Genomic DNA, 25,709 nt, shown 5'->3' on the forward strand with positions numbered 1-25,709 from the left:
AGAATGGTGTCTTTAAAAAACTATCAAAAGGGTTTTGTTTAGAACTAACGATAATTATCATACTTTAGAAATATTGACAATTCAGGCAGGTTGTTAATATGACTAAGTAGAATTAGTTATTTATTTTCTTTTGAATCTTTTGTTTTTTTAGAAGATTTCTTATCTGCAGAATCTACACGTTCTACATTTTTTTTAACATCATCGGGAAGTGAGGCAAACTTATCAAATAAACTTCCAAAATCATTTTCTCGTTTCACTGTTAAGCCCATCGGTATCAGCCCCTTTCAGGTTTGGCTTAATTCTTATTTGACTTCATTATAAAACGTTTAGAAAAAAATCTCAATTGCTTGCAACTCTTTAATATAAGATTAAAATAATATAAGCATATTTAAGTTAAATATAAAGAAATGAGGTAACTAAATGGCAACTGAATATTTGGAACATAAATTAAGTTTATTGCCAGCCCGCCCAGGTTGTTACTTAATGAAAGATATTAATTCAAAAATTATTTACGTTGGTAAAGCTAAGAATTTAAGAAATAGAGTTAGATCGTATTTTAAAAGTTCGCACGAAGGAAAAACTGCTAAATTAGTTTCTGAAATTCGTGATTTTGAAACAATTATTACATCGAATGATAAAGAAGCTTTTTTACTCGAAATAACTCTAATTCAAAAGCACCAGCCTTATTACAATATTCGTCTAAAAAAGGGTACGGGATATCCATATATTAAAATAACTAATGAACGTGACCCTAAAATGGAAATAACCGGACAAATAAAAAAAGATGGCGCATATTATTTTGGACCATATCCAAATGTTTATGCAGCATCTGGTACGTTAAACTTTTTGCAAAAAGTATATCCATTGAGACGTTGCCAGGGTCATATTGGTAGACCTTGTTTGTATTACCATATGGGGCAGTGTTTGGGAGCTTGTTTCAAAGAAGTCCCTGAGGAGAAATACAATAGTCAAATTGAAAAAATCAAGCGATTTTTATCAGGAAATGTCGGTGAGATAAAATCGGATTTGAATAAAAAAATGCTTGATGCAGCTAAGAATCGTGAATATGAGCGAGCTGCTGAATTACGAGACCAAATACAATATATTGAAGCAACCGTTGAGAAACAAAAAATCATTTCAAATGACAGTACACCTCGAGATATCTTTAATTACTATGTTGAAAAGGGATGGATTTCAATCCAAATCTTCTTTATTCGTCAAGCAAGATTGATGAAACGAGAAAAAAGAGTGTTTGCGTGTGTAAATTCTCCTGAGGAGGAACTATCAACGTTCATCCTGCAATTTTATAATCGTCGAAATCAGGTGTTGCCAAAGGAAATCCTTGTTCCAAACAATATCGACAAAGATACACTTTCTGAAGTGTTGAATGTTCCATTTAGGACTCCACAACGTGGTCAGAAAAAGGCGCTGATGGACATGGCTGCGGAAAATTCTAAGCTTGTTTTACAAGAGAAATTTCGCTTAATGGAATTAGACAATCGTCAAACTTACGGTGCCCAAGAACAGATTTTTGAGGCATTAAATTTACCGTATGGTCACGTCATTGAATCATTTGACCATTCACATATTCAAGGAACGAACCCAGTCTCAGCAATGGTCGTTTTCCAAGATGGTCGACCTGAGAAAAGTATGTATCGAAAATATAAAATAAAAGATGAATTAGAAAATCATTCTGGTGCTGATGAGGCAGCTAATACCCGTGAGGTTATCTATCGTCGCTATTCTAGACTTTTAAAGGAAGAAAAGAACCTTCCTGACTTAATTCTAATGGATGGTGGAATAATTGAATTGAGGGCAGTTATGGATGTTTTACATAATGAACTTGGAATCGACAATTTACCAGTCGCCGGTATGGTGAAAGATAATCATCATAATACTTCACATTTGATTTTTGGTGAAGATGGTCAGGCTGTTACTCTTGATCCTAAGAGTCAAGGCTTTTATTTATTGCAACGTATCCAAGATGAAGTCCATAGATTTGCGATAACCTTCCAAAGAAAGACACGTAGTAAAAACGCCTTGTCATCACAACTTGATAATATTCAAGGCGTTGGGCCAAAGACCAGAACCAAACTTTTGAAGAAGTATGGCTCTGTTAAGAAAATCAAGGAAGCCCCAGTTGATGAAATTATTTGCTTGGGAATTCCTCAGACAACCGCACAGACAATTAAAATAACTTTATCTAATATTGAAACTCATAAAAAATATAAAAAGATGTAAAAAAATAACGGTATCCATGCGGATATCGTTATTTTTTATGACTATTTTGCTTCAACTGATGCAGCTTTCTTAGCTGAGGGTTTCCATAATCCGTAAATGACACCGGCGATACCAGCACCAATTATTACTGCGAGGATATAAAGTAATGGGTGGTTAGCAAGTAATGTAACGAATAAACCACCATGAGGAGCAGGAACATTAATTTTCCATAATTGTGTTAATCCACCACCAATTGCAGATCCGATAACACTTGAAGTGATAACTCTAAGTGGGTCTCCGGCAGCAAAAGGAATAGCACCTTCAGTGATGAACGAAATACCTAGAACATAGTTTGAAAGGCCAGCTTGTCTTTCTTGTTCTGTAAATTTACTCTTCCAGAATGTTGTTGCAATGGCAATTGCTAGAGGTGGAACCATACCACCAACCATAACGGCAGCCATTAGTGCACCATCTTGTGTTGCTGTAAATGTACCAATTGCAAATGTATAAGCAGCCTTGTTGAAAGGACCACCCATATCGATTGACATCATACCACCGAGAATAGTACCTAAGATAACGGCATTACCGGTACCCATATTTTCTAGGAAGTGTGTGATTGCTTGGTTAACAATGGCGAATACTGGATCTATTGCAAAGTACATAATTGCACCTGTTGCAAGTAATCCAAGAACAGGGTAAAGCAAGATAGGCTTAAGCCCATCTAAAGTCTTTGGCAAACCTTGAAGTAATTTCTTTAATCCAACGACGATCCAACCAGCGATGAAACCAGCAAGTAGACCACCGATAAATCCGGCAGGACTCTTTGAAGAAATTACGGAAGCAGATGCTTGAGATGCCATGAAACCACCAACGAAACCGGGTAATAGAGCAGGTCTATCACCGATTGATTCGGCAATATAAGCAGCTAAGATTGGAATTAAGAAGCTAAATGCGTAATTACCAATGTTATTAAAGAACAGGAACCATTGTGAATGGGCGCCAACTGATGATTCAAGTAAGAATGAGATGGCCATTAAAATACCACCACCAACAACGAATGGAAGCATGTTGGAAATACCATTCATTAAGTCAGCATAAATTTTTGACCAAAGTGATTTCTTCTCTGAACTGTCGTCTTCCTCGGAAGCAGCTCCACCTTGAGCGTGAAATACAGGAGCTTTTTGTTCAACAGCTAGATTGATTAATTCATCAGATTTGTTGATACCATCTGTAACAGGACGGTTAACTAAGTGTTTACCATCGAAGCGAGGCATATCAACTTTCTTATCGGCAGCGATGATAACACCATCTGCGCGATCAATGTCAGCTGCGGTTAACTTATGTTTAACACCTTCTGAACCATTAGTTTCAACTTTAATGTCTACACCTAATTTTTCAGCATGTTCTTTCAGGGCAGCTTCAGCCATGTATGTATGTGCGATACCAGTAGGGCAGGCAGTTACAGCAACAATGAATGGCTTTTTATCGGAAGCAGCGGCAGTTTGAGCGGCTTCTTGTGCTGCAGCTTTTTCCCGAGCCTTTTCTTTTTCCTCGTCAGCTTTGTCTTTAGCTTCTTTTTTTGCCATGGCATCGCTGAAAAGATTTTGTACTTCATCAGCAGTTTTTGCGTTTTTTAAATTGGCAACTAGGTCAGGGTTAATAAGTAATGATGACAAAGCGGCAAGAGCTTGAAGATGAAGGTTATCAGCACCTTCTGGTGCAGCAATCATAAAGAATAGGAAGGTTGGTTGACCATCCAATGATTTATAGTCTAAACCAGATTGACTTTTTGCAAATAGCACAGTAGCTCTTTTAACAGCCTTGTCATGTGCATGTGGTATAGCAATTCCATCACCAATACCAGTGCTTGTTTCTGCTTCACGCTTTAAAATATCTGCCTTATAAAGCTCCTTATCATCAATAACGCCGACTTCGTAGTACTTGTCGACCATTTCATCAATGGCTTCCTCTTTAGTGGTAGCTTTAAGATCCAAGATCATGGCATCTTTTAGTAGTAATTCGTTCAGATCCATTAATTTTTCCCCCTAACTTAATTGGCTAATACTGATGTTCTTGTAAACATCATCGATTTTATTTTTTACTGCAATATCTTGACTAAATGCTGTGGCAGATCCACATGCTGCCCCTTCATGAAAACTTTCAATTGGATCCTTAGTCTTCATGAATGTTCCAACGAAACCAGCAATCATAGAATCACCAGCACCGACAGAGTTGATAACTTGGCCCTTAGGTGCATTTGCTTTGTAAACGTGATCCTTAGTAACCAGTAGGGCACCATCACCAGCCATTGAGACTAACGCATGTTTTGCGCCTTGGTCCAGTAATTTACGAGCATTATCAACGATGTCTTGTTCGCTATTGAATGTAACATTGAATAGGTCAGCAAGTTCATGATTGTTTGGCTTTACTACCAATGGATTGAGTGGCAATGTGTCAAGTAAAGCTTGACCTGTGGTATCAATAACAAAGTCAGCACCTTGATCTTTAATCACTTTGGCAATGTCTAAATAAAATGTGGTTTCAACTTGTTGTGGTAGACTTCCAGCCATGATGACAACATCACCATTACCAACAGACTTAAGTTGATTGAGAAAACTTTGTTTTTCCTCGGCTGAGATTTCAGGACCGGTACCATTTATTTCAGTTTCTTCATTTTGCTTAGTTGCATTAATTTTCACGTTAATACGTGTATCGTTTGTAACTTTAGTAAATGAAGTTTTAAGGTTGTGTTGTTTTAAAAGATTTTCGAACATTGAACCAGTTGCTCCACCTACAAAGCCAAGAGCGGTTGAATCAAGTTGTAATTCATTGAGGATTCTCGAAACGTTTATTCCTTTTCCACCAGGTAACTTTACATCAGTGGTAGTACGATTTACCTTACCAGTGGCTAACGTATCAACTTGTAACACGTAATCAATGGAAGGGTTGGCAGTAATTGTGTAAATCAATTATTTAACCTCCGTAAGATTGGTATATTTTTTGATTAGATCTGCTGATTTACCAGGAAGTTCATTTGTAATCAAATTTGCTGCTGATAAATTTGCGAATCGGGCGAAGCTAACTTGTCCACATTTGGAACTATCCGCTAAAATATATTTCTTAACGGAGTTTTGAATTGCTATTTCCTTAGTAGATGCTTCTTCAGGATCAGGAGTTGTATATCCAGATTTTGCTGAAAACCCATTTGTTCCTATAAAAGCGATGTCGAAATGGTAACTTTCAAGTGCATTAGTCATTGTGGAACCAACTAGTGCTTTAGTGCTGGATTTCAAACGACCTCCTGGTACAAAAGTTTCTATTGAATAGTCGGATAATGTAGATGCATTAACAACGCTATTGGTGATTACTAAAAGATTGGATAGTTTTGCAAGATATGGGATAACCGCCTGAACGGTAGTTCCGGCATCAAGGAAAACTACTTGGTTGTCTTTAACTAATTCCCCAGCAATTCGACCAATTTGATCTTTTTGATCGGTATTGCTAGTAGCCTTTTGAGATAATGCAGGTTCATCATGGAAGGAAACCACACTTTGGGCTCCTCCATAAATGCGTAGTAATTTATGACATTCCTCTAAGTCTTGTAAGTCACGTCTTAAAGTAGATTCAGATGCGCCCGTGAGGGGTATCAAATCTTGTAATTTAACGATATTATGAAGCTTAAGTTGCTTCAAAATTATTTGATGTCTCTCTTCGGTAAGCACTTACATTCACCTCCTGAAATAATAATACATCAAAATCATTCAAAATCAACCAAAATCTTTCATATTCATTCAAAATGTTTCAAAACCATTCATTAATGAATTAAATCACTAGACAGTCTTTTGTGTTTTGAAGTATGATGAGGGGTGTTTTTGTGCTAGAATTTAAAAATGATAATCAAATTTATAAACAATAGGTAGAAAGGAGGGGTCAAATGTTTGTTGATAATGTAAAGATTACTGTCAAATCCGGTAAGGGTGGTGACGGTTCAGTAGCGTTTAGACATGAAAAATATGTTCCTCTCGGTGGACCAGCTGGTGGAGATGGCGGTCGCGGTGGAGATATTATTTTACGCGCAAACGAAGGTATGAACACTTTGATGGATTTCAGATACAAACGAATCTTCAAAGCTGACCCAGGTCAAAACGGTCAAATTAAGTCAATGTATGGACGAAAGGCAGATCCAGTATATATAGTCGTTCCTACAGGAACTTCGGTATATGACGAGGATAATGGTAAATTAATTGGCGACCTCATTGATAATGATCAAGAATTAGTTATTGCAAAAGGTGGAAAAGGTGGAAGAGGTAATATTCATTTTGCCAATTCTAAAAATCGTGCACCAGAAGTTGCCGAAAATGGTGAACCGGGTCAAGAGAAACATATTAGACTTGAACTTCGATTGATTGCGGACGTTGGACTAGTTGGATTCCCATCTGTTGGTAAATCAACATTGTTATCAGTTGCAACTTCTGCAAAGCCAAAAATCGCTGCATATCACTTTACAACATTAAATCCTAATTTGGGAATGGTTAAACTAGATAACGGTAATGATTTTGTTATTGCCGATTTACCTGGACTTATTGAGGGTGCATCTAATGGTGTTGGTTTAGGTATTCAGTTCTTAAGACACGTAGAAAGAACTAGAGTGTTGTTACATCTAGTTGATATGGATCCTGAAAATGGACGTGATCCATATACTGATTATTTGGCAATTCGAAAAGAATTAGGAACTTATGATGAAAATATTTTAAACCGCCCAGAAATTATTGTGCCTACAAAGTTAGATATTGAAGGTTCAGATGAACGTTTAGCAGAGTTTAAAGAAAAGTTGCCAGATGATGCTGACATATTTGCAATCTCAAGTATTCAACATACTGGTGTTCAGCAATTGCTCAACCACACTAGTGAAGTTCTATCTAAGGCAGAACCAATTCACTTCGATGTTGTCAGTGATGAGACTGTTGAGTACAACTATCAACCTAAAGCTGATAAGTTTCAGATTACCAAGACAGGTGAACATGACTTTGAAGTTACAGGTGATGAAGTTGAAAGAATGCTACAGATGAGTAATTTAGATCACCAAGATGGAATCATGCGATTTGCTCGTAAGTTAAAGAGTATGGGTATTGAAGATGGTTTGTTAAAAGCAGGAGCTCAGACAGGAGATTCTGTTACAATTCTTGATTTCACGTTTGAGTTTATTTAGTAATTAGGGGTAAGTATATTATGAATAAGTCACCAAAAAGAAGATTCATCGGCGGGTTCGATGGATTACGGACTTTAGGTGTAATTGGCGTTATTATGTACCATCTAAATCCGACGCTCTTTTCTGGTGGGTACCTAGGTGTACCCATCTTTTTCTTGATATCAGGATATTTGATCACTGACCATTTTTTTAATACTGTCGATGCAGGTCAAAAATTCTCATTAAAGAATTTTTATGTCAAAAGAGTTCACAGATTATATCCAGGATTACTGTTTGTATTATTGGGGTCAGCTGCGTACATTGTATTGTTCTTAAAGGATTTGCTTTACCACTTAGATCAAATCTTTGTTACAAATGTTTTGAATGTATACAACTGGTGGCAAATTTTTAATGGTCAATCCTATTTTGAAAGATTTGCGAATAATGAATCTCCATTTACTCACTTATGGACTCTTTCAATTGAAGGTCAATTTTATATTGTTTGGCCAATCTTATTGATTCTGTTTGTTAAATTTGGAGTTAAAAAGAGCAATATTTTCTGGTTTGCAATGATTGTTTCACTCGCTTCTGCTGCTTTAATGGCAGCATTATACCAACCAGGTGTTGATCCTAGCCGTATTTACTATGGTACTGATACTAGATTGTTCTCAATTTTACTTGGCTGTGGACTAGCAATTATTTGGCCAGCAGAGAAATTAAAAGCGGGCGTAGTAAAGAGTGACAAGGCAATCTTGAATATTGTAGGGTTATTATCATTTGCATTAATGATCTTCATGATATTCACAGTTAAAGATTCATCACCATTCTTGTATCGTGGAGGGATGTTAATCTTTTCTATCGTTACTTGTATCTTTATCGGTGTTGTCGCTCATCCAAGTGCATTTTGGAATCAGATTTTGTCAAACAAATTGTTCCACTATGTTGGTTCAAGAAGTTATGGATTATATCTTTATCAATTTCCAGTGATGATTTTCTTTGAATCTAAATTTAAAAACGTTGCCGATCATCCTGTGTTGTATCCGGTCATTGAAGTAATTCTCATATTCTTAATATCTGAGCTTTCGTACAGATTTGTTGAGAGACCACTCGGACATGCAAACTGGCAAGATGTTAAGAACTTCTTTAAATCATCAAAGGCTGTTAGTCGTATCTTGGCAATCGTCATTGCAATCATTTGTGTAACTGGTGGCTATGGTGTCGTTAAAGCAACGACAGCACCAAAACCTGACGCAAATAGTAGCAAGCTTGCCCAAACAATTAATAAAAATACTAAAAACAATGATCAGCGAAAGAAAAAGGCTATTGAGAACCTTAAAAAGAACAAAGATAAAGGTTCAGACGGTAGTGAAATGACTCCAGATCAAGTTAAAAAGTATAAGAAACTCGCTAAGTCTCATCCAATTAATAAAGATTTTGAAAAATATGGGCTTTCACAGTTTGATTTACAACGCCTTCAGGACATTCGTTTGACTGGTGTTGGTGATTCGGTTATGGCTGATGGTTCGGATAATTTTAATAAATTGTTTAACGACAAGAATGTAGTTATTGATGCCGCTGTTAGCCGTCAATTGTCTTCAAGTATTGATATATTGCAACATTACAAAGACCAGGGTGTTCTTGCACCAAACGTTTTGATTGGTTTAGGTACCAATGGTCCTTTCGATGCAGATCAATTGGCACAAGTAATGAAATTAGTTGGACCACAACGTCATGTTTTCTGGATTAATGCATATGTACCAACTAGACCATGGGAAAAGACAGTTAATGGTTTGCTTGATAAATCAACTAAGAAGTATAAGAATCTTTCAGTGATTAATTGGAACAAAGAAGCACAAGGACATCCGGATTGGTTCTATGATGATCAAGTTCATCCAAACCCAGACGGATCAATGTACTATTCTTCATTTGTTGTAAAACAAATATTAACTGGCTTAGACAAAAAATAGATAGGATTTTTGTATGGAATTAGAATTTTTAGGAACAGGCGCTGGAGTACCGTCAAAGGGAAGAAACGTCTCAAGTACAGCATTAAAATTGCTTGATGAACGTAATGAAGTCTGGTTGTTTGATGTTGGTGAAGCGACACAACATCAAATTTTAGAGACCACTATTAGGCCTCGGAAAATCACAAAAATATTTATTACTCATTTGCATGGTGATCATATTTTTGGGCTTCCAGGTTTGTTATCTAGCCGTGCAAATCAAGGTGGAAACACTCCCTTAGATTTATATGGGCCAGTAGGGATCAAAAAGTTTGTCGAAACCTCACTTTCAGTTACAGGTACTAAATTAGGATACAAGATTAACTATGTTGAGTTGAAAAATGGTGGAGAAATTTTTAACGACAAGACTTTCTCAGTAACCGCTGGTAAACTTGAACATCGAATTACTTGTTTCGGATACCGGGTAGTTGAAAAGCCTCGTACAGGCGAGTTACTAGTTGATAAATTGGCTGAGTATCATATTCCAAATGGACCAGTTTATGGAAAGCTAAAAGCTGGCGAAAAGGTTACACTGTCTGATGGAACAGAGTTAGATGGTAAAGATTTTATTGGTCCTGATAAGCCTGGTAAAACAGTTGCTATCATTTCTGATACACGCTATACTCCTGAGATTGATAAGTTAGCAGATCATGCTGATGTAGTTGTTCATGAATCGACTTTTTCAGATGATGATAAGAAATTGGCTTATAATTATTTCCATTCAACAGCAACTTCAGCCGCTAAAGTTGCGAAGAAATGTCATGCAAAAGGATTATTGTTAACACACATTTCCGCTAGATATACTGGGAAATCTGCCTTAGTATTACAAAATGAAGCACGTAAAATTTTTGACAATAGTCGAGTAGTTAATGATTTTGACATTTATGAAGTTCCGTTTAATCAATAGAAAAGGGGAATTATCATGGTAAATTTGTTGGATCAAAATGTTTTAGTTACCGGTGCATCTTCTGGCATTGGACGTGATGTAGCGATTAATGCAGCTGCTTCAGGTGCTAACGTAATATTAATTGCTAGAAATTCTGATAAACTAGCCGAAGTTAAACAAGAGTGCATTTCAGTTGGTAGCGAGTATTCGAATCACTACTATTTATCCATTGATATGTCGAATCCTGAGGCTATAAGTGATGGCGTTGAAACTATCTTTGCTGATTTTGACAATATTGATGTATTAGTTAATGCAGCTGGATTCGGTGACTTTTCAAATTATCTGGATACAGATTTTGATACGGTTGAGAAAATGTTTCGAGTGAATGTACTTGGATTGATGCTTATGACTCGTTTGGTTGCGAGTCATATGATTAATGAAGGACATGGACATATTTTCAACGTGGGTTCCATGGCTGGAAAAATTTCAACTCCAAAGTCTGCCGCTTATTCAGCTACCAAGGCAGCTGTGATCGGATTTTCAGATGGTTTGAGATTGGAACTCAAACCGTTCAATATTTTTGTTACTACGGTCAATCCTGGTCCAGTAGCGACTCATTTCTTTGACGTTGCCGATCACGGTGGAACATACTTGGATTCTGTTAAGAAATTTGTATTAGATACAAATAAGTTGGCCGTTGAGATAGTTAATACATTCAATAGAAGAAAACGTGAGATTAATCGACCTCGCTATATGGAACTAGCTAGCGTTCTTTACAAAATGGCACCATATGTGGGAGACTATTTAGCAGGGACGTTAGGAAATCGAAAATAGGGGATTTAAATTATTATGGATAAAAAGAAACAATGGAAATTCGTTATTGGTTTGGTAATTGCATTAATTGTTGTTATTTTTGCAATATTAAATGTTAACCCGGTTACTATTAGTTTTGGTTTTACACATGTTAAATTGCCATTAATCGTTTTAATTTTAGTAACCTTGATTCTTGGAGCCTTAATTACAGTGTTGCTTGCAAATACTGGTACGAAAGAAAAAGATACTAAAAAATTATCACGTTCCGCAAAGAAACAATTATCTAATGTAAAAATTTCTAATGACAATCAAATTGCTGATGCATTAAAGGATAATACAACAAAAAATAAACAAAATTAGAATTTTGCTTGCCGTAGGGGTATTATGATAGTATTATATTAAACGTTAGATTTAATTAAGTAATATAAATATAAAGGAGTTATTACACATGGCTGTTCCAAAGAGAAAAACATCAAAACAAAGAAAACGCTCAAGACGTGGACATATTAAATTGACAGTTCCAAACATGCAATTTGATGTATCTACTGGTGAATATCGTATTAGTCACCATGTTTCACCATCAGGTATGTACAAAGGTAACAAAGTTATCAATACAACAAATGATGAAGAAGCTTAATTAAAAAAGTCAAGTCGTAATGGCTTGGCTTTTTTTGTATAAATGGGGAATTACTATGAAAAAGATAAAGTATTTTCTGATATTGCTTATTCCAATTTTCTTCATGGTATTGAGCGGATGTTCAAGTCTTTCCGTTAATACTACAAAAAATGAATATAGCGCAGACGGTTTGGTTGCCGTTGTAAAAGGTAAGGCAACTAAAGCAAGTAAGTTAACATATTCAATCAATGGTCAAAAAACAAAGTTGAAGATGAATGATGGTCATTTCGTCTTCTCTATTCCTATGTCATCAAATAATCAAGATGTGAAAATTGTTGCTAATAATGGCAAGGAGACTTCCACAAAAATTGTGACAATTAAGGCGGCAAAACCAATAGGGGATTACACTTCGTTTGGTCAAGAGTATAACTATGCTGCTTTTGTTTCAGGTGCACCTACAGATCAGATTCCATTGGTAGCAAAGGATGGTATTTTTAAGTACAAACGTCCAAATGGTACGACTTTGTACTTCAATGTTCAGGGAACTTCCTTAATGGGAATATCTGTTGTTGGTACTTTTAAACAGATGAAGACTAAAGCTGGAATTAAGAGTTTTGAAGGTAGTATAGCAACCTTAGCAGCATTATCGGGAGCTGACAGTAAATCAGTTCTAAAAAATCTAAATAAGCAGCTCAAGGATGCTAAAGATGGAAATAAGACGACCATGTCGCAAATTGAGTCGCGTGGTATCAAATTTAATATTAATTTGAGTAGTGATGCATTTTATATCTATATCACTAAATAGAGAAAGAGACTTTCATCGAAAGTCTCTTTTTAGTTATAGTTTGAAATTTCAATTAGGTTTTGGTCACGGTCTCTGACGTAAACGGAAGTAATTGGCCCATTGGCACCTCTCTTTTTCAGAGGTCCAGTTGTGACTTTCACTTTATTGTTAGACAGCTCTGCAATAATTTGATCCATCGCAGTATCACTGATTAAGCATAAATCTCCTGATTCTGGAGTTGGGATGTTTTTTACAGTAAGGACCAGATGGTCTAATTCAACAATATTCAAAACAAATCTCCTTAAAACAAAAAAGACGCCTAGTTAGCGTCTTTCTTCTTAGTGTTATCTTTTAATATAAGTGGAACAATAGTGAAAATAATAGCAAAAACTATAGAGACAATTAATGTCATTTGGAAATTATATGTTTGTTGGTTTAGTGCACCACCAATAAATCCTGCGACTTGTCCTAAAACGATTGCCCAAAATAAAACAGCAACATATCTCATCATTTCCATCTCGCTTTCTTGAGTAGTTTAACATAAATAAAGAATTTGCCCAATAATGTTTCAATCAATTTTGTTATAATTTTAACTGAAGGGGGCTTTAAATTGCAAACACAATTACAAGTAATGAGCAGTTATAGTTTACTGCAGAGTCCCATAAAATTACCGGAGTTAGTTAATAGTGCTAAAGAGCGTGGGTATACTTCGCTTGCTTTGACTGATAATAATAATTTGTATGGATCAATAGATTTTTATAAATATTGTAATGATGCTGGAATTAAACCAATAATTGGTTTGACCATCAATACAAAGGGTTTAAATAACACTGAAGAAGTCTATCCCTTAATACTATTGGCAAAAACGGTGGTAGGTTATGATAATCTTCTTAAAATATCGTCTGAAATTATGTCCAACGAAGAAGCTGTGCCACTGTCTGATTTGTTTGATAGATTTTCAGATTTATTTGTGATAACTCCCGCAGCAGGTTCTGAGGTTCTCATAACTGGTGAGTATGTTAGATATTTACAATTGCTTAAACAAAATTGTGATAAGAATTCGGTATATCTAGGTGTGGGATTATTTGGAGAACAAATAAACAATGTTAGACAAATAAAAAGTATCGCTGACGAAACCAATACACCACTAGTTGCTCTGTCAGATGTTAGATACATTAATCAAAATGATAACTTAGCGTATCAAGTATTGAACAATGTTCGATCTGGTAAAAAAATTGAGAATACTGACCAAGTGTCTGAAAATGGTGAATTTTATTTGCGCGAAGCAGACAGCATGGATGCGGAATTTGATAACGTTGATATGCCAGAGCCGGTTAAAAATGCTGATACGATTGCCAAACATTGTAATGTTGTTGTTGAATTCAAATCGACAGAATTGCCTGAATTTGAAACTCCGAATGGAACCAACTCAGAACAGTTTCTACAAAGTCTTACAGTACGAGGACTTAGGAAAAGACTCAATAATGATGTTCCTGAGGAATACCAAAAACGATTGACTTATGAGCTAGGTGTTATTGAAGAAATGGGTTTTTCTGATTATTTCTTAATAGTTTGGGATGTTATTAAACATGCACATTCGGTTGGAATAAAGACTGGTCCAGGGAGAGGTTCTGCTGCCGGTTCTTTGGTTTCATATACGTTAGGCATTACACAAGTTGACCCTATCAAGTATGATTTACTTTTTGAAAGATTTTTGAATCCTCAACGTGTTAATATGCCCGATATTGATTTGGATTTACCTGATGATCGACGTGACGAAATGGTGCAGTATATGCATGATAAATATGGCGAAAATCATATGGCACAAATTATCACTTTCGGAACATTAGCAACCAAAATGGCTTTGCGTGATATTGGAAGAACATTTGGGCAAACACAATTTCAGTTAACAACGTGGTCTAATTCAATACCAAAGGAATTAAATATTTCTCTGAAAGAGTCTTATGAGAAGTCCGATAGCTTCCGAGAACTTGTGAACAGTTCAGCAGAAAATAAATTGATTTACAAAGTGGCGCGAAGAATTGAAGGAATACCAAGACATTATTCCACTCATGCGGCCGGGATTGTCCTCAGTAAAAAGAATATGACTGATATTGTCGCAGTCCAGTTAGAGTCAGATGGAATCAATCTTACTCAACAAACTAAGAATAATGTTGAAAGTTTAGGATTGTTGAAAATAGATTTTCTTGGATTGAGAAACTTAACGATTCTAGACAAATCCATTCAGCTTATTTCTGAAACCACTGGTAAAGAGTTTAAACCTGAGCAAATTCCGCTAGATGACCAAGAGACTTTGAAATTGTTCCAAAGAGGTGATACCGATGGGGTTTTCCAATTTGAATCAGATGGTATCAAAAGCGTATTACGTCAATTAAAGCCGACTGCATTTAATGATGTCGTTGCAACAAATGCGCTGTATCGTCCTGGTCCTATGCAAAATATTTCTACATTTATTGCTAGAAAGCACGGTCAGGAACCTGTTGAATATCCAGATCCTTCACTTGAAAAAATTCTTCGTCCAACCTATGGAATCCTAGTTTATCAAGAACAAGTTATGCAAGCATCGTCTGAAATGGCTGGATTCTCACTTGCTGACGCCGATTTGTTACGTCGGGCAATTAGCAAGAAAAAGAAGAAACTGATGGACGAGAATCACATCAAGTTTGTTGAGGGTGCGGTTAAGCTAGGTCATGATAGAACCTCAGCAGAGAATGTATATGATTATATCGAGACTTTTGGTAATTATGGTTTCAATAAATCTCATTCAGTGGCTTATTCTATGATTGCTTTTTGGCTAGCATTCATTAAAGTACATTATCCAAGTATTTTCTTTACTTGTTTACTGAATTCTAATTTGAATAACGAGACTAAGACTGCAAGTTATGTTCAAGCAGCCAAGGATCGTGGAATTAAAATTGAGAATGTAGATATAAATAAAAGTGGTTATGATTTTCAAGTTTCTGGTGATTCAATCAGATTTGGCTTTCTCAGTATCAAGGGGATGCGAAGAGATTTTTCTCAAGGAATTCTAAACGAGAGAGCTCAACACGGTCAATTTTCAAGCACATTAAATTTTTTGCAGCGAGTAGATGTTAGATTTGTCAAAGATGATTACATCGAGCCACTAGTCTTAACTGGTGCGTTTGATGGATTCAATCGTAACCGTAAAGAGATGTTGTACGACATTCGGGATTTAGTTGAAAGCATTCAGTTGGCAGGTAATAATATTTCGTTGTTTGATGCACTAGAACCAAAGAAACATCAAATGGACGATTACACGCTAACAGAAAAATTAAATCAAGAAAAAGAATTTTTGGGAATTTATGTTTCTGGACACCCAGTTGAGAAGTATCGACAAAAATTGCTTAACACTGATACAGTAAAAATTAGCCATTTAGGCAACTTTAAAGGTAGGAATGTCTACATTATTGGATTAGTCAAAAGTATGCGTGTAATCAGAACTAAGAAGGGTCAGCGAATGGCTTTTGCAACAGTTGAGGATGAAACCGGCTCAATTTCTGTGACAATTTTCCCGAGGATGTATCAAAAAATCGAGAATGATCCTATCGAAGGCCAAATAATGGTAATAATCGGTAATCCGAATGATGGACGCAGGGGTGATTTGGAGTTTATAGCAGATCAAATTAAAAATCCAAGTCAATATATGGTTACGTTACCTAAGATTGTATTGTATCTTCGAGTACCGAAATACTTGGATGATTCGAATAAATTGACACAATTGTATGATTTGATTGAAACGTCACCAGGAAAGACTCCGGTAATCGTTTATCGGGAGACAGAAAAACAAGCAGTTTTATTAAAATCTAATCGATGGATTAATTTTAGTGACGATATTAAGTTGAAATTGACTACTTTTTTGGGAGAAAAGAACGTTTTCCTAAAAAAAGGTGACTAATTTCTGATTAAAACGTTTTCAGCTCTACAAAGAATGTGAAAAAAATGTTATATTTTATTAGGTTTTGTTTTAGAAACAAATAAATTTGGAGTGTGAATAAATGAAGCGTATTGGTATATTGACCAGTGGTGGAGATGCCCCTGGTATGAACGCTGCTATTAGAGCAGTCACACGTCGAGCCCTAGACAAGGGTCTTGAAGTGTTTGGTATCAATTATGGATATGCTGGATTAGTTGCTGGTGATATCTTCCCATTAACTGCATCTGATGTATCTGACCGTATTCAACGTGGTGGAACTTTCTTGTATTCTGCAAGATATCCCGAGTTTGCCCAAGAAGAAGGCCAATTAAAAGGTATCGAACAACTTAAAAAATTTGGAATCGATGCACTAGTTGTTATCGGTGGTGATGGTTCTTACCACGGTGCATTGCGTCTAACAGAACATGGATACAACGCTGTTGGTTTGCCAGGTACAATTGACAACGATATTCCATACACAGATTTTACAATTGGTTTTGATACTGCTGTTTCAACAGTTATTGAATCAATCGATAAAATTCGTGATACAGCCACTTCCCATGAAAGAACTTTCGTTATTGAAGTTATGGGTAGAGGAGCTGGTGACATCGCCTTATGGTCTGGTGTTGCTGGTGGTGCCGAAGAAATTGTTGTTCCAGAACGTGAATTCGATGTTGCTGAAATCGCTGACCGTATCAAACGTGGTCGTGAAAAAGGTAAAAAGCATATGCTTGTTGTTTTGGCAGAAGGTGTTATGCACGCTGATGAATTCATGGAAAAACTTAATCAATATGGTGATTTCCAAGCTCGTGCTACTGTGCTAGGACATGTTCAACGTGGTGGTTCTCCAACTGCTCGTGATCGTGTATTGGCAAGTAAAATGGGTGCCTATGCTGTTGACTTGCTTGAAGAAGGCAAGGGTGGAGTTGCTATTGGTATCGAAAACAACCAGTTGACATACCATAACATGCTTGATTTATTTGATGGCAAGCACAAACCAGATCTTGATTTATATGATCTTAACAAATCATTGAGTAGATAATTTAGTTGTAAAAACTAAAAAAATTTGAAAAGAGGATTCTAATGAAAAGAACTAAAATCGTAAGTACACTTGGACCCGCAAGTAATGATGTCGAAACAATTACAAAATTAATCGAGGCCGGCGCTAACATTTTCCGTTTCAACTTCTCACATGGTGATCATGAAGAACATTTATCACGTATGAAGATGGTTCATGAAGCAGAAAAAATTACTGGCAAGACTGTTGGTATTGTTCTAGATACTAAGGGTGCTGAAATTCGTACTACACCTCAAGAAGGTAACAAGTTCGAAGCAAAAATTGGTCAAACAATCCGTATTTCAATGGATGATTCATTGACTGGTAACCCTGAAAGAATTGCTGTTACATATCCAGGTCTATACGACGATACACATGTTGGTGGTCACGTATTAATCGATGATGGTCTTGTTGACTTGAAGATTACTGAAAAAGATGACGAACATCGTGAATTAGTTACAGAAGTACAAAACGACGGTATGATTGGTTCAAGAAAAGGTGTTAACGCTCCTGGTGTTGAAATCCGTCTCCCTGGTATCACAGAAAAAGATGCCTCAGATATTCGTTTTGGTTGTGACAATGGAATCAACTTCATCTCAGCTTCATTTGTTCGTAAAGCTCAAGATGTTCTTGATATTCGTGAAATCCTTGAAGAAAAACACTGTGAATATGTACAAATCTTCCCTAAGATCGAATCACAAGAAGGTATCGACAATATCGATTCAATCTTGCAAGTATCTGACGGTTTAATGGTTGCTCGTGGTGACATGGGTGTTGAAATTCCATTTGAAAACGTTCCATTTGTACAAAAGAGTTTGATCAAGAAGTGTAATGCTCTTGGTAAACCAGTTATCACAGCTACACAAATGCTTGACTCAATGCAAGAAAACCCACGTCCTACACGTGCCGAAGTTACTGATGTTGCTAACTCTGTTCTTGATGGTACAGATGCAACTATGCTTTCTGGTGAAAGTGCTAATGGTGATTACCCTGTTGAAGCTGTTGCTGCAATGGCTAACATTGACGAACGTACTGAACAACAACTTGATCAAAACAATCAACTTGCTATCCAACGTTTCGAAGATTACAAGGGCTCAAACATCACAGAATCAATCGGTGAAGCCGTTGTTAGAACTGCTGAAGAATTAAACATCAACACAATCGTTGCTGCTACTTCTTCAGGTTACACAGCACGTATGATTTCTAAATATCGTCCAAGTGCCGATATCTTAGCTATCACATTTGATGAATTGACACAACGTGGTTTAACAGTTAACTGGGGTGTTGATCCTATCGTTACTGAAAGACCAGAAAACACTGATGAAATGTTCGAATTAGCTGCTAAGAAAGCTCAAGAACTTGGCTTTGCTAAAGAAGGAGATTTGATTCTTATCGTTGCTGGTGTTCCAGTTGGTGAATCAGGTGCTACAAACGTTATGAAGGTTCAATTAATTGGTTCTAAACTAGTTAAGGGCCAAGGTGTTGGTGAAGAAGCAGTTATTGGTAAGACTGTAATTGCTCACTCAGCACAAGAAGCTAACGAAAAAGTTTCAGAAGGTGACATCCTTGTTACAGAAATGACTGACAAAGATTACCTTCCTGCACTTGAAAAAGCTAGTGCCGTTGTTGTTGAAAACGGTGGTTTGACATCACACGCAGCTGTTGTTGGTATTGCTATGGGACTTCCTGTTGTTGTTGGCGCTAAAGACGCAACATCACTTATCTCAGATGGCGAAACAGTTACAGTTGATTCAAGACGTGGTGTAGTTTACAAAGGTGCTTCACGTTCACTTTAATATTTAAATTTAATTGTAATAAAATAAACTGAAAGAGACTGACGAGTCTTTTTCAGTTTTTTTTGTGGTATGATTTTTTTATTGAAAACGTTTTGAGGTGAAGCACTTGTCAAATAAGGATGTGCTTGTTTTTGAAATAGAGCAAGCTAAAGGAAAGCCAGAAAATATTCACCATGCTTCAGGTTACTGCCCATTTTGTGATACTGAGCATTTAGAGAATATCATTGATCAAAAGGAGGATATGATTTGGTTAGAGAATAAGTACAAAACTCTAAGTGATACAAATCAAACAGTTTTAATTGAATCTAGTGATCATAATGCTGATATTTCTACGTATACGTCTAAGAAGAATCTCGAAGTTTTTGAATATATTTATCAGTGTTGGAATAAAATGATTCAAAGTAAGAAATATAACAGTGTTCTGATGTATAAAAATTTTGGTCCGTTGTCAGGCGGGAGCTTACGTCATCCCCATTTCCAAATTATCGGTTTGGATGAAGTGAATGGGTATAAGCATGTTGAAGCGGAAAACTTTAATGGCATGAAAGTTTATAAGTCTGATCGAATTGAATTGAATATTTCAAAAAAGCCAATTATGGGATTTGTCGAATTTAATATTGTCATTACAGATGCGAAGTATATTGATGATTTGGCAGAATTTGCCAGAGTGACAGTCAAATACGTACTTGACGATTTTTACGGTGGTAAATTTGATTCATATAATATTTTCTTTTATAAGCAATATTCAAAAATTATATGTAAAGTAGTTCCAAGATATGTTGTATCTCCATATTTTGTAGGTTATAGACTTTCTCAAAGAGATGGTGACAAACAGGTTAGGGGAATTGCTGAAGTTCTCCTAACACGTTTACAAGAGCATGCACAATGTAATGAAATATCCGAAAAATAATAAAAAAATAAGGCACATCCGCCTGGATGTGCCTTATTTAGTGTCAAATTTAGTTTTCTGGTTGATAATCTTTATCAATAACTAGAACTGGTTTAATTGTCTTACCACTAACTGAATCTGCATCGGCTTCGTTAATTTGATCGAAGTCATAGAATTTTTCAGTTAAGTCGAATGGGAATGAACCCATTTGATAGAATTTGATTAAACGAGGGATATCAACTTGAGGAATTGCATCACCCATATTAACACCAACAACTTTTTTATCGTCAACACAGAGGTCATTCCATGTGCTTAAGTCAATGTTATTTGGAGTAACAGCGATACATGCGCTAGTTCCACCTTGTGTAAGTGCAGTAATAGAATCTTCCATAACTTGCTTTACACCAGTTGTGTCAACGGCCCAGTCAACACCTAGACCACCTGTGATTTTCTTGATTGCTTCAACAGCATTTTCATTTTTACTGTTTACAACATCTGTAGCTCCTAATTTCTTAGCGAGTTCAAGACGTGAGTCAACAATATCAACAGCGATAACATTAACACAACCTGAAATCTTACCAGCCATCATAGCAGCTAGACCAACAGCACCTGTACCAAATACGGCAATTGTATCACCAGGTCTTGGTTGAAGAGTATTGAATACTGTACCAGAACCAGTAACATATCCACAGCCTAAAGGTCCAAGCTTACGTAGATCAAGATTCTTAGGAACTTTAACGGCATTTCTCTTATTGATTACTGTGTGAGTAGTGAAAGAAGATTGGTTGAACATATCACTAACATGGTGACCATCTTCAGTAAAATGATCTGAACCATCAGGACGAGTACCTGAAAGGTTAGATGCGGCATATTTACGACATTGTGTAGGAATACCTTTTAGACACTTGTCACATTCACCACACGAATAGAAGGACATGATAATGTGGTCACCTGGTTTAAAGTTTGTTACATTTTTACCAACTTTTTCAACAATTCCTGAACCTTCGTGTCCAAGAACAACAGGGAAACTAAATGCTGCGTCACCTTTTCTGAGAGCTTCATCTGAGTGACAAATACCTGAAGCTACAACTTTTACTTGAAGACCATCATCTTCAACGCCTGCTAACTCAACATCATCCTTAATAACAAAAGGATCATTAACCTTGTCTACAACTGCTGCTTTAATTTTCATAATATAATTCCACCTCAAAATTTTAATTAAATTATGGTATCGCTTTCTTCAGTTGTGTATTATTTCACATTTTTCCAGAAAATGCAAACCAGTTTTCCCTATTTTCTTTCATCACCAGGCATAGTTAAGTAGTAGGATTTATATTTTTTATAAAAACTAGTTCCGTTTTTCATCCCTATTTTCTCGATTATTTCAGAAATTGGAAGGGTAGTTGTAGTAATTAAACTGTGTGCTTGAATTAAACGTTGGCTGGTGACTAATGTACTAAATGATTTGCCAGACTCTTTTTTAATAAAATTACTGAGATAGTTCTTATTGTAGCCATACTTTTTAGCCAAAGTCGTTAGATCGATATCTTGATAGTTTTCTGAGATGTCTCTTAGAATTCGAATCATTAGTTGTTGTTGGGGATTCTTTTTATCAGTTGGGACATGATAATGACGGACTAGCTTGGTTAATAGAATGGATAAGTATGATTTGATTATTGTGTCCGAGAATTCACGCTTGAAATAATACTCAGAAATTATTTGTTCCATGGTATCTTGTATATCTGAATCAACGTTATTGTTGAAGACAATATATTTCAGAGAATTCTTTTCCCCAGAGGCACTGTTAAGCAAGAAGTCATATAAGACCGAGTTACTTCTGCGCATATCATCTAAAAAATTGATACTGATAGATTGGTCTCTAAATAACAAGTTAATTAGTATGTCATTTTCGTTCAACCTACTGATGGAATGCGTACATCCAACATCTAATAACAGTAAGTCACCCTTGTTTAGATGTACATTGTGACCATCAACTATTTGATCACAAGATCCACTCAACATATAATTCATTTCAAGAAACTGATGTGTATGCTCTGGATATGGGGCAAAACGTAAATGCTTACTAATATAGACATTTCTATTTCTGAAAAAGTAATTGTTTAATACCTTATAGTTCCTAGTCGAACTTTGTTTGTTAATAGCTTTAATTGGCAGGTCTTCAACGTGTAGGCCTGTTTTTAATTGTTCATTTTCTACTAATTCATGTTGCTTCAAACGACTTAATACTCGTGAATTCATTAACATGCCTCCTGTAAATTTGTTACTAAACAACTGTTCAACTGCCATTGTACCACGAGTATGAAAACGGTTATATTTATCTCGCAAACGTTGGTAACGCTTTCTTCAAAAATCGTAACAATGGGGTGTATTTATGGCTGATTCAAAAAAGAGTTCCTTAAAGTCAACCTTTACAGTTTCGTTAACGAACTTCCTTGATTCAGGATGTATCGTTGCCGGAGCCAGCGGGTTAACTTTATGGACGAAGGAATTTAATTTATCCAGTTTCCAAGTTGGATTGTTGGGTGCTTTAAGTGCTAATGCGTTTGGCGCAGCAATTGGTGCCTTGTTCGGTGGTCATCTGTCAGATAAGTATGGACGTAAAGTTATTTATACTTGGGACATGTTGATTTATATGTTAGGTGCATTGATCGTTATGTTTTCATTTAATTTCCCAATGCTTCTATTAGGATTTACGATTACCGGAATTGCTGTTGGTGCTGGTGTTCCTGCATCATGGACATACATTTCCGAGACTTCTGGAAGTAACAGTCGTGCAAAGAATATTGGTATTTCACAATTTGCTTGGTCAATGGGACCAGCAATTATCTTCGCACTAGGTGTTGCATTTTCACCATTAGGTTTATTAGGTAACAGAATTTTATTTGGAGTATTGTTCGTTGTCGCTTTAATTGCTTGAATTCTTCAAAGAAAACTTCACGAGTCAGAAGAATGGGAAGAGCAAAAAGCTAAGGAACAGTTAACAGGTGAGAAACCACATCCTTACAAAGATCTATTTTCAAGTGCAGTAAGTGTTAAATCACTATTATTCTTAGTCGGTGTATATATGTTCTGGAACTTAGTAGCAAGTGCTATGGGATTCTTTATGCCATATGTATACGAAACAGCTGGTGGATTAACAAATCTACAAGCTAACTTGTTACAATCTATTCTTTGGATATTTACCGCTGTTGCTACATACTTTGGATTTGCTAAGTATGGAGACAAAGTTAACCACAGAATCTTCTACTTTGTTGGTTCAGCAATGGGAGTTGTTTCATGGATCGTTCTTGCATTTACAGGTATGAGTTGGACTAGCCTTTGGATTTTCGTTGCAGTTTGGGGTATTTCAGCTGGTATCGGTGCACAAGCATGGTACGCATTGTGGGCAACAGAATTATTCCCAACTAAATATCGTGCAGGTTCACAAGGTGTTATGTTCTTCGTTGTACGTGCTTCAGCAGGTGTCTGGTCAATTATTTTCCCAACTATTTTATCAACTATGGGATTCAAGGCAGCCGGAATGTTCATGATAGCATTGCTTCTTATTTCACTAGTAATCGGAACAATTTGGACTCCCCAAACACGTGGTAAGTCATTGGATGAAATCACCGATGAGAGATATAACCACAAAGGTTCAGTGGATGCTAACTTAAGTGATAACTCTTCAGGAAAGAAGGCTTAATTCATGCCAAAAGCATATGTAGCAGTTGATATTGGAGCCTCAAGCGGACGTTTGATGCTCGGTACATTAGAAAATAAAAAATTAAAGCTGCAAGAAATACATCGTTTTAAAAATGGATTTTCCAAAGAGAACGGTCATGATCGTTGGGCAATCGATTCAATTCTTGATGAGATATTTAAGGGCCTTGAAAAAGTTAAGGCTGCTGGATATGACGATGTTGACTTAGGTATTGATACTTGGGCTGTTGATTACGTATTAGTTGGTATGGATGGAGAAAAGATTCAAAACCCAATTAGCTATCGTGATTCTCGGACAAAGGATGCAATGAAAGAATTAACATCTGATTTACCTAAGAGTTACATTTACAAAAAAACTGGAATTCAATTTTTAAACTTTAATACTTTGTATCAACTATATGAGGAGAGTCATAAAGATCTTGAAAAGACAGACAAGATCATGATGATTCCAGATTATATAGGTTATGTTTTGACAGGTAATGCGGTTACGGAAGTCACAAATGCTTCAACGACACAAATGTTGAATTTGCGTGAAGGATTATTCGATGAGAATTTGCTTGATAAAGTTAATGTTTCTCAAGATCAATTCCCAAGACTTGTTGAGTCAGGAACGATTTTAGGAAATATCAGACACAAGTGGCACATGCTTTATGACTTGCCGGAAACTGAAGTTGTTACCGTGGCGACCCATGATACTGCGTCTGCAGTACTTGGTGCACCGGGTGAAGGTGACAATTGGGCATTCTTAAGCTCAGGTACTTGGTCATTACTTGGGACTGAATTGAATGTGCCAGAAAATGGTGAATTAGCATTTAAAGGAAATTACACAAATGAGTGGGGTGCTTATGGTACCTATCGTTTCCTCAAGAACATCATGGGATTGTGGATGATTCAATGTCTCAAACATGAATTAAATGATGAGTATAGTTTTGCTGATTTGGCACAACTCGCCGGAGAAGTTACACCATTTCAACAATTTATCGATGTTAATGATGACAGATTTACCAATCCAGATAGCATGATTGATGAAATTAAAGATTACTGTCGCGAGAAGAATCAAAAAGTTCCTGAAGCTCCTGGAGAATTAGCAATGGCTATTTATTCCAATTTGGCATTATATTACGCCAATGAGATTCAAGAGCTAAATAAGATTCTTGATTGTAAACTTCAAGCATTAAACATCGTTGGTGGTGGTTCAAACGTCAAACTATTGAATCAATTGACAAGTACTTTAACCGATTTGCCTGTTTACGCCGGTCCAAGTGAGGCAACCGCAATTGGTAATTTGATCGTTCAAATGATTACTAAAAATGATGTTAACAATATTGCTGAAGGTAGAAAGCTTATTTGAGATTCATTCGGAGTAAAAACTTTCCTTCCTGAAAGCAATAAATATGGAAATATTCTTGAAAAATATCAAGAGTTTCTAAAAAACGGTGGAAGGGAAACAGTTCAATGAAAAGATTAGGTCAAGTGATGTATTTACATAAAGATCAATATGCTGAATATGAGAAGAGACACAACAATCTATTCCCTGATATGAGAAAAGCTTTAAAAGAAGCCGGTGCTCACAACTATTCGATCTTTTTAAATAAGGAAAACGGAATGTTGTTTGCATATTTGGAAGTTGATGATATTCAAAAATACAATGACATAGCTAAAACTGATGCTGCCAAGAAATGGTGGGCATATATGGAGCCTTTGATGGATACAAATCCAGATAAGAGTCCTGTAACTGTTGATCTGGATGAACTTTTCCACTTAGATTAAATATTTTGAAAA

General features: G+C 36.2%; 21 protein-coding genes and 2 pseudogenes. 15 read left to right on the forward strand and 8 right to left on the reverse strand.

Translation table 11 applies throughout. The features are described 5' to 3' along the window. Positions 1-116: 116 nt before the first annotated feature. Positions 117-269, reverse strand: coding sequence for an SPJ_0845 family protein (locus ABM34_RS13330; protein ID WP_198141159.1), 153 nt, complete (start codon positions 267-269; stop codon positions 117-119). 151 nt (positions 270-420) lie between these two features. Here ABM34_RS13330 and uvrC point away from each other — a divergent pair, with 151 nt between their 5' ends. Continuing rightward, the gene (uvrC, locus tag ABM34_RS02295; protein WP_048702934.1) at positions 421-2,241 is read left to right on the forward strand and encodes an excinuclease ABC subunit UvrC; all 1,821 of its coding nucleotides are present in this window, start codon (positions 421-423) and stop codon (positions 2,239-2,241) included. Positions 2,242-2,282: 41 nt separating this feature from the next. On the opposite strand, the gene ABM34_RS02300 is transcribed toward uvrC, so the two are convergent. The 3 genes from ABM34_RS02300 to ABM34_RS02310 are packed head-to-tail and all read right to left on the reverse strand — an operon-like array spanning position 2,283 to position 5,942. Continuing rightward, positions 2,283-4,253, reverse strand: coding sequence for a PTS fructose transporter subunit IIABC (locus ABM34_RS02300; protein WP_048702936.1), 1,971 nt, complete (start codon positions 4,251-4,253; stop codon positions 2,283-2,285). A 12-nt stretch (positions 4,254-4,265) separates the two neighbouring features. Next, entirely contained in the window at positions 4,266-5,189 is a 924-nt protein-coding gene (gene pfkB / locus ABM34_RS02305) for a 1-phosphofructokinase (RefSeq protein ID WP_048702937.1), read from the reverse strand. Beyond that, entirely contained in the window at positions 5,190-5,942 is a 753-nt protein-coding gene (locus ABM34_RS02310) for a DeoR/GlpR family DNA-binding transcription regulator (RefSeq protein ID WP_048702939.1), read from the reverse strand. A gap of 212 nt (positions 5,943-6,154) precedes the next feature. Here ABM34_RS02310 and obgE point away from each other — a divergent pair, with 212 nt between their 5' ends. The 7 genes from obgE to ABM34_RS02345 all read left to right on the forward strand — a co-directional run bounded on the left by obgE (position 6,155) and on the right by ABM34_RS02345 (position 12,531). Beyond that, positions 6,155-7,429 (forward strand): GTPase ObgE, encoded by a 1,275-nt coding sequence (gene obgE / locus ABM34_RS02315; RefSeq protein ID WP_048702941.1) that lies wholly within the window; start codon positions 6,155-6,157, stop codon positions 7,427-7,429. A 20-nt stretch (positions 7,430-7,449) separates the two neighbouring features. Further along, a complete protein-coding gene (locus ABM34_RS02320) occupies positions 7,450-9,375 on the forward strand; it encodes an acyltransferase family protein (RefSeq protein WP_048702944.1) in 1,926 nt (641 codons plus the stop codon). Positions 9,376-9,388: 13 nt separating this feature from the next. After that, complete coding sequence (gene rnz, locus ABM34_RS02325) at positions 9,389-10,318, forward strand: ribonuclease Z (protein WP_048702945.1); 930 nt, start codon at positions 9,389-9,391, stop codon at positions 10,316-10,318. A gap of 15 nt (positions 10,319-10,333) precedes the next feature. Continuing rightward, the gene (locus tag ABM34_RS02330) at positions 10,334-11,131 is read left to right on the forward strand and encodes an SDR family NAD(P)-dependent oxidoreductase (protein ID WP_048702946.1); all 798 of its coding nucleotides are present in this window, start codon (positions 10,334-10,336) and stop codon (positions 11,129-11,131) included. Between the two features lie 15 nt (positions 11,132-11,146). Next, positions 11,147-11,470 carry a LapA family protein gene (locus ABM34_RS02335; protein ID WP_048702948.1) on the forward strand — a complete coding sequence of 108 codons (324 nt, stop codon included), beginning with the start codon at positions 11,147-11,149 and terminating at the stop codon, positions 11,468-11,470. Positions 11,471-11,558: 88 nt separating this feature from the next. After that, a complete protein-coding gene (gene rpmF, locus ABM34_RS02340; protein WP_048702950.1) occupies positions 11,559-11,747 on the forward strand; it encodes a 50S ribosomal protein L32 in 189 nt (62 codons plus the stop codon). A gap of 55 nt (positions 11,748-11,802) precedes the next feature. Next, positions 11,803-12,531 (forward strand): hypothetical protein, encoded by a 729-nt coding sequence (locus ABM34_RS02345; RefSeq protein ID WP_048702952.1) that lies wholly within the window; start codon positions 11,803-11,805, stop codon positions 12,529-12,531. 29 nt (positions 12,532-12,560) lie between these two features. Here the strand turns inward: ABM34_RS02345 and ABM34_RS02350 are convergent, their stop codons facing one another. Together ABM34_RS02350 and ABM34_RS02355 are read right to left on the reverse strand one after the other, a co-directional pair. Further along, the gene (locus ABM34_RS02350) at positions 12,561-12,800 is read right to left on the reverse strand and encodes a VOC family protein (RefSeq protein ID WP_053084442.1); all 240 of its coding nucleotides are present in this window, start codon (positions 12,798-12,800) and stop codon (positions 12,561-12,563) included. A 29-nt stretch (positions 12,801-12,829) separates the two neighbouring features. Further along, the gene (locus ABM34_RS02355) at positions 12,830-13,018 is read right to left on the reverse strand and encodes a YjzD family protein (RefSeq protein WP_048702954.1); all 189 of its coding nucleotides are present in this window, start codon (positions 13,016-13,018) and stop codon (positions 12,830-12,832) included. A gap of 102 nt (positions 13,019-13,120) precedes the next feature. Here ABM34_RS02355 and dnaE point away from each other — a divergent pair, with 102 nt between their 5' ends. The 4 genes from dnaE to ABM34_RS02375 all read left to right on the forward strand — a co-directional run bounded on the left by dnaE (position 13,121) and on the right by ABM34_RS02375 (position 20,228). Continuing rightward, positions 13,121-16,447 (forward strand): DNA polymerase III subunit alpha, encoded by a 3,327-nt coding sequence (gene dnaE, locus ABM34_RS02360; RefSeq protein ID WP_048702955.1) that lies wholly within the window; start codon positions 13,121-13,123, stop codon positions 16,445-16,447. A gap of 100 nt (positions 16,448-16,547) precedes the next feature. After that, positions 16,548-17,507, forward strand: a complete 960-nt coding sequence (pfkA, locus tag ABM34_RS02365) for a 6-phosphofructokinase (protein WP_048702957.1) — start codon at positions 16,548-16,550, stop codon at positions 17,505-17,507. Between the two features lie 41 nt (positions 17,508-17,548). Continuing rightward, positions 17,549-19,318, forward strand: coding sequence for a pyruvate kinase (pyk, locus tag ABM34_RS02370; RefSeq protein ID WP_048702958.1), 1,770 nt, complete (start codon positions 17,549-17,551; stop codon positions 19,316-19,318). Positions 19,319-19,424: 106 nt separating this feature from the next. Then, positions 19,425-20,228, forward strand: a complete 804-nt coding sequence (locus ABM34_RS02375) for a DUF4931 domain-containing protein (protein ID WP_048702960.1) — start codon at positions 19,425-19,427, stop codon at positions 20,226-20,228. A gap of 49 nt (positions 20,229-20,277) precedes the next feature. Here the strand turns inward: ABM34_RS02375 and ABM34_RS02380 are convergent, their stop codons facing one another. Together ABM34_RS02380 and ABM34_RS02385 are read right to left on the reverse strand one after the other, a co-directional pair. Further along, positions 20,278-21,399 carry an NAD(P)-dependent alcohol dehydrogenase gene (locus ABM34_RS02380; protein ID WP_048702962.1) on the reverse strand — a complete coding sequence of 374 codons (1,122 nt, stop codon included), beginning with the start codon at positions 21,397-21,399 and terminating at the stop codon, positions 20,278-20,280. Positions 21,400-21,497: 98 nt separating this feature from the next. Continuing rightward, a complete protein-coding gene (locus ABM34_RS02385) occupies positions 21,498-22,466 on the reverse strand; it encodes an AraC family transcriptional regulator (protein ID WP_048702964.1) in 969 nt (322 codons plus the stop codon). A gap of 133 nt (positions 22,467-22,599) precedes the next feature. Here ABM34_RS02385 and ABM34_RS02390 point away from each other — a divergent pair. The 3 genes and pseudogenes from ABM34_RS02390 to rhaM all read left to right on the forward strand — a co-directional run bounded on the left by ABM34_RS02390 (position 22,600) and on the right by rhaM (position 25,697). After that, a pseudogene (locus tag ABM34_RS02390) lies at positions 22,600-23,910 on the forward strand (MFS transporter). A gap of 3 nt (positions 23,911-23,913) precedes the next feature. Then, positions 23,914-25,386, forward strand: a pseudogene (gene rhaB / locus ABM34_RS02395) (rhamnulokinase). Beyond that, the gene (gene rhaM / locus ABM34_RS02400) at positions 25,383-25,697 is read left to right on the forward strand and encodes an L-rhamnose mutarotase (RefSeq protein ID WP_048702967.1); all 315 of its coding nucleotides are present in this window, start codon (positions 25,383-25,385) and stop codon (positions 25,695-25,697) included. The pseudogene rhaB and the gene rhaM overlap by 4 nt, the downstream one beginning before the upstream one ends. Positions 25,698-25,709 lie beyond the last annotated feature (12 nt).

It is taken from the genome of Companilactobacillus ginsenosidimutans (assembly GCF_001050475.1).
Classification (GTDB): Bacteria; Bacillota; Bacilli; order Lactobacillales; family Lactobacillaceae; genus Companilactobacillus; species Companilactobacillus ginsenosidimutans.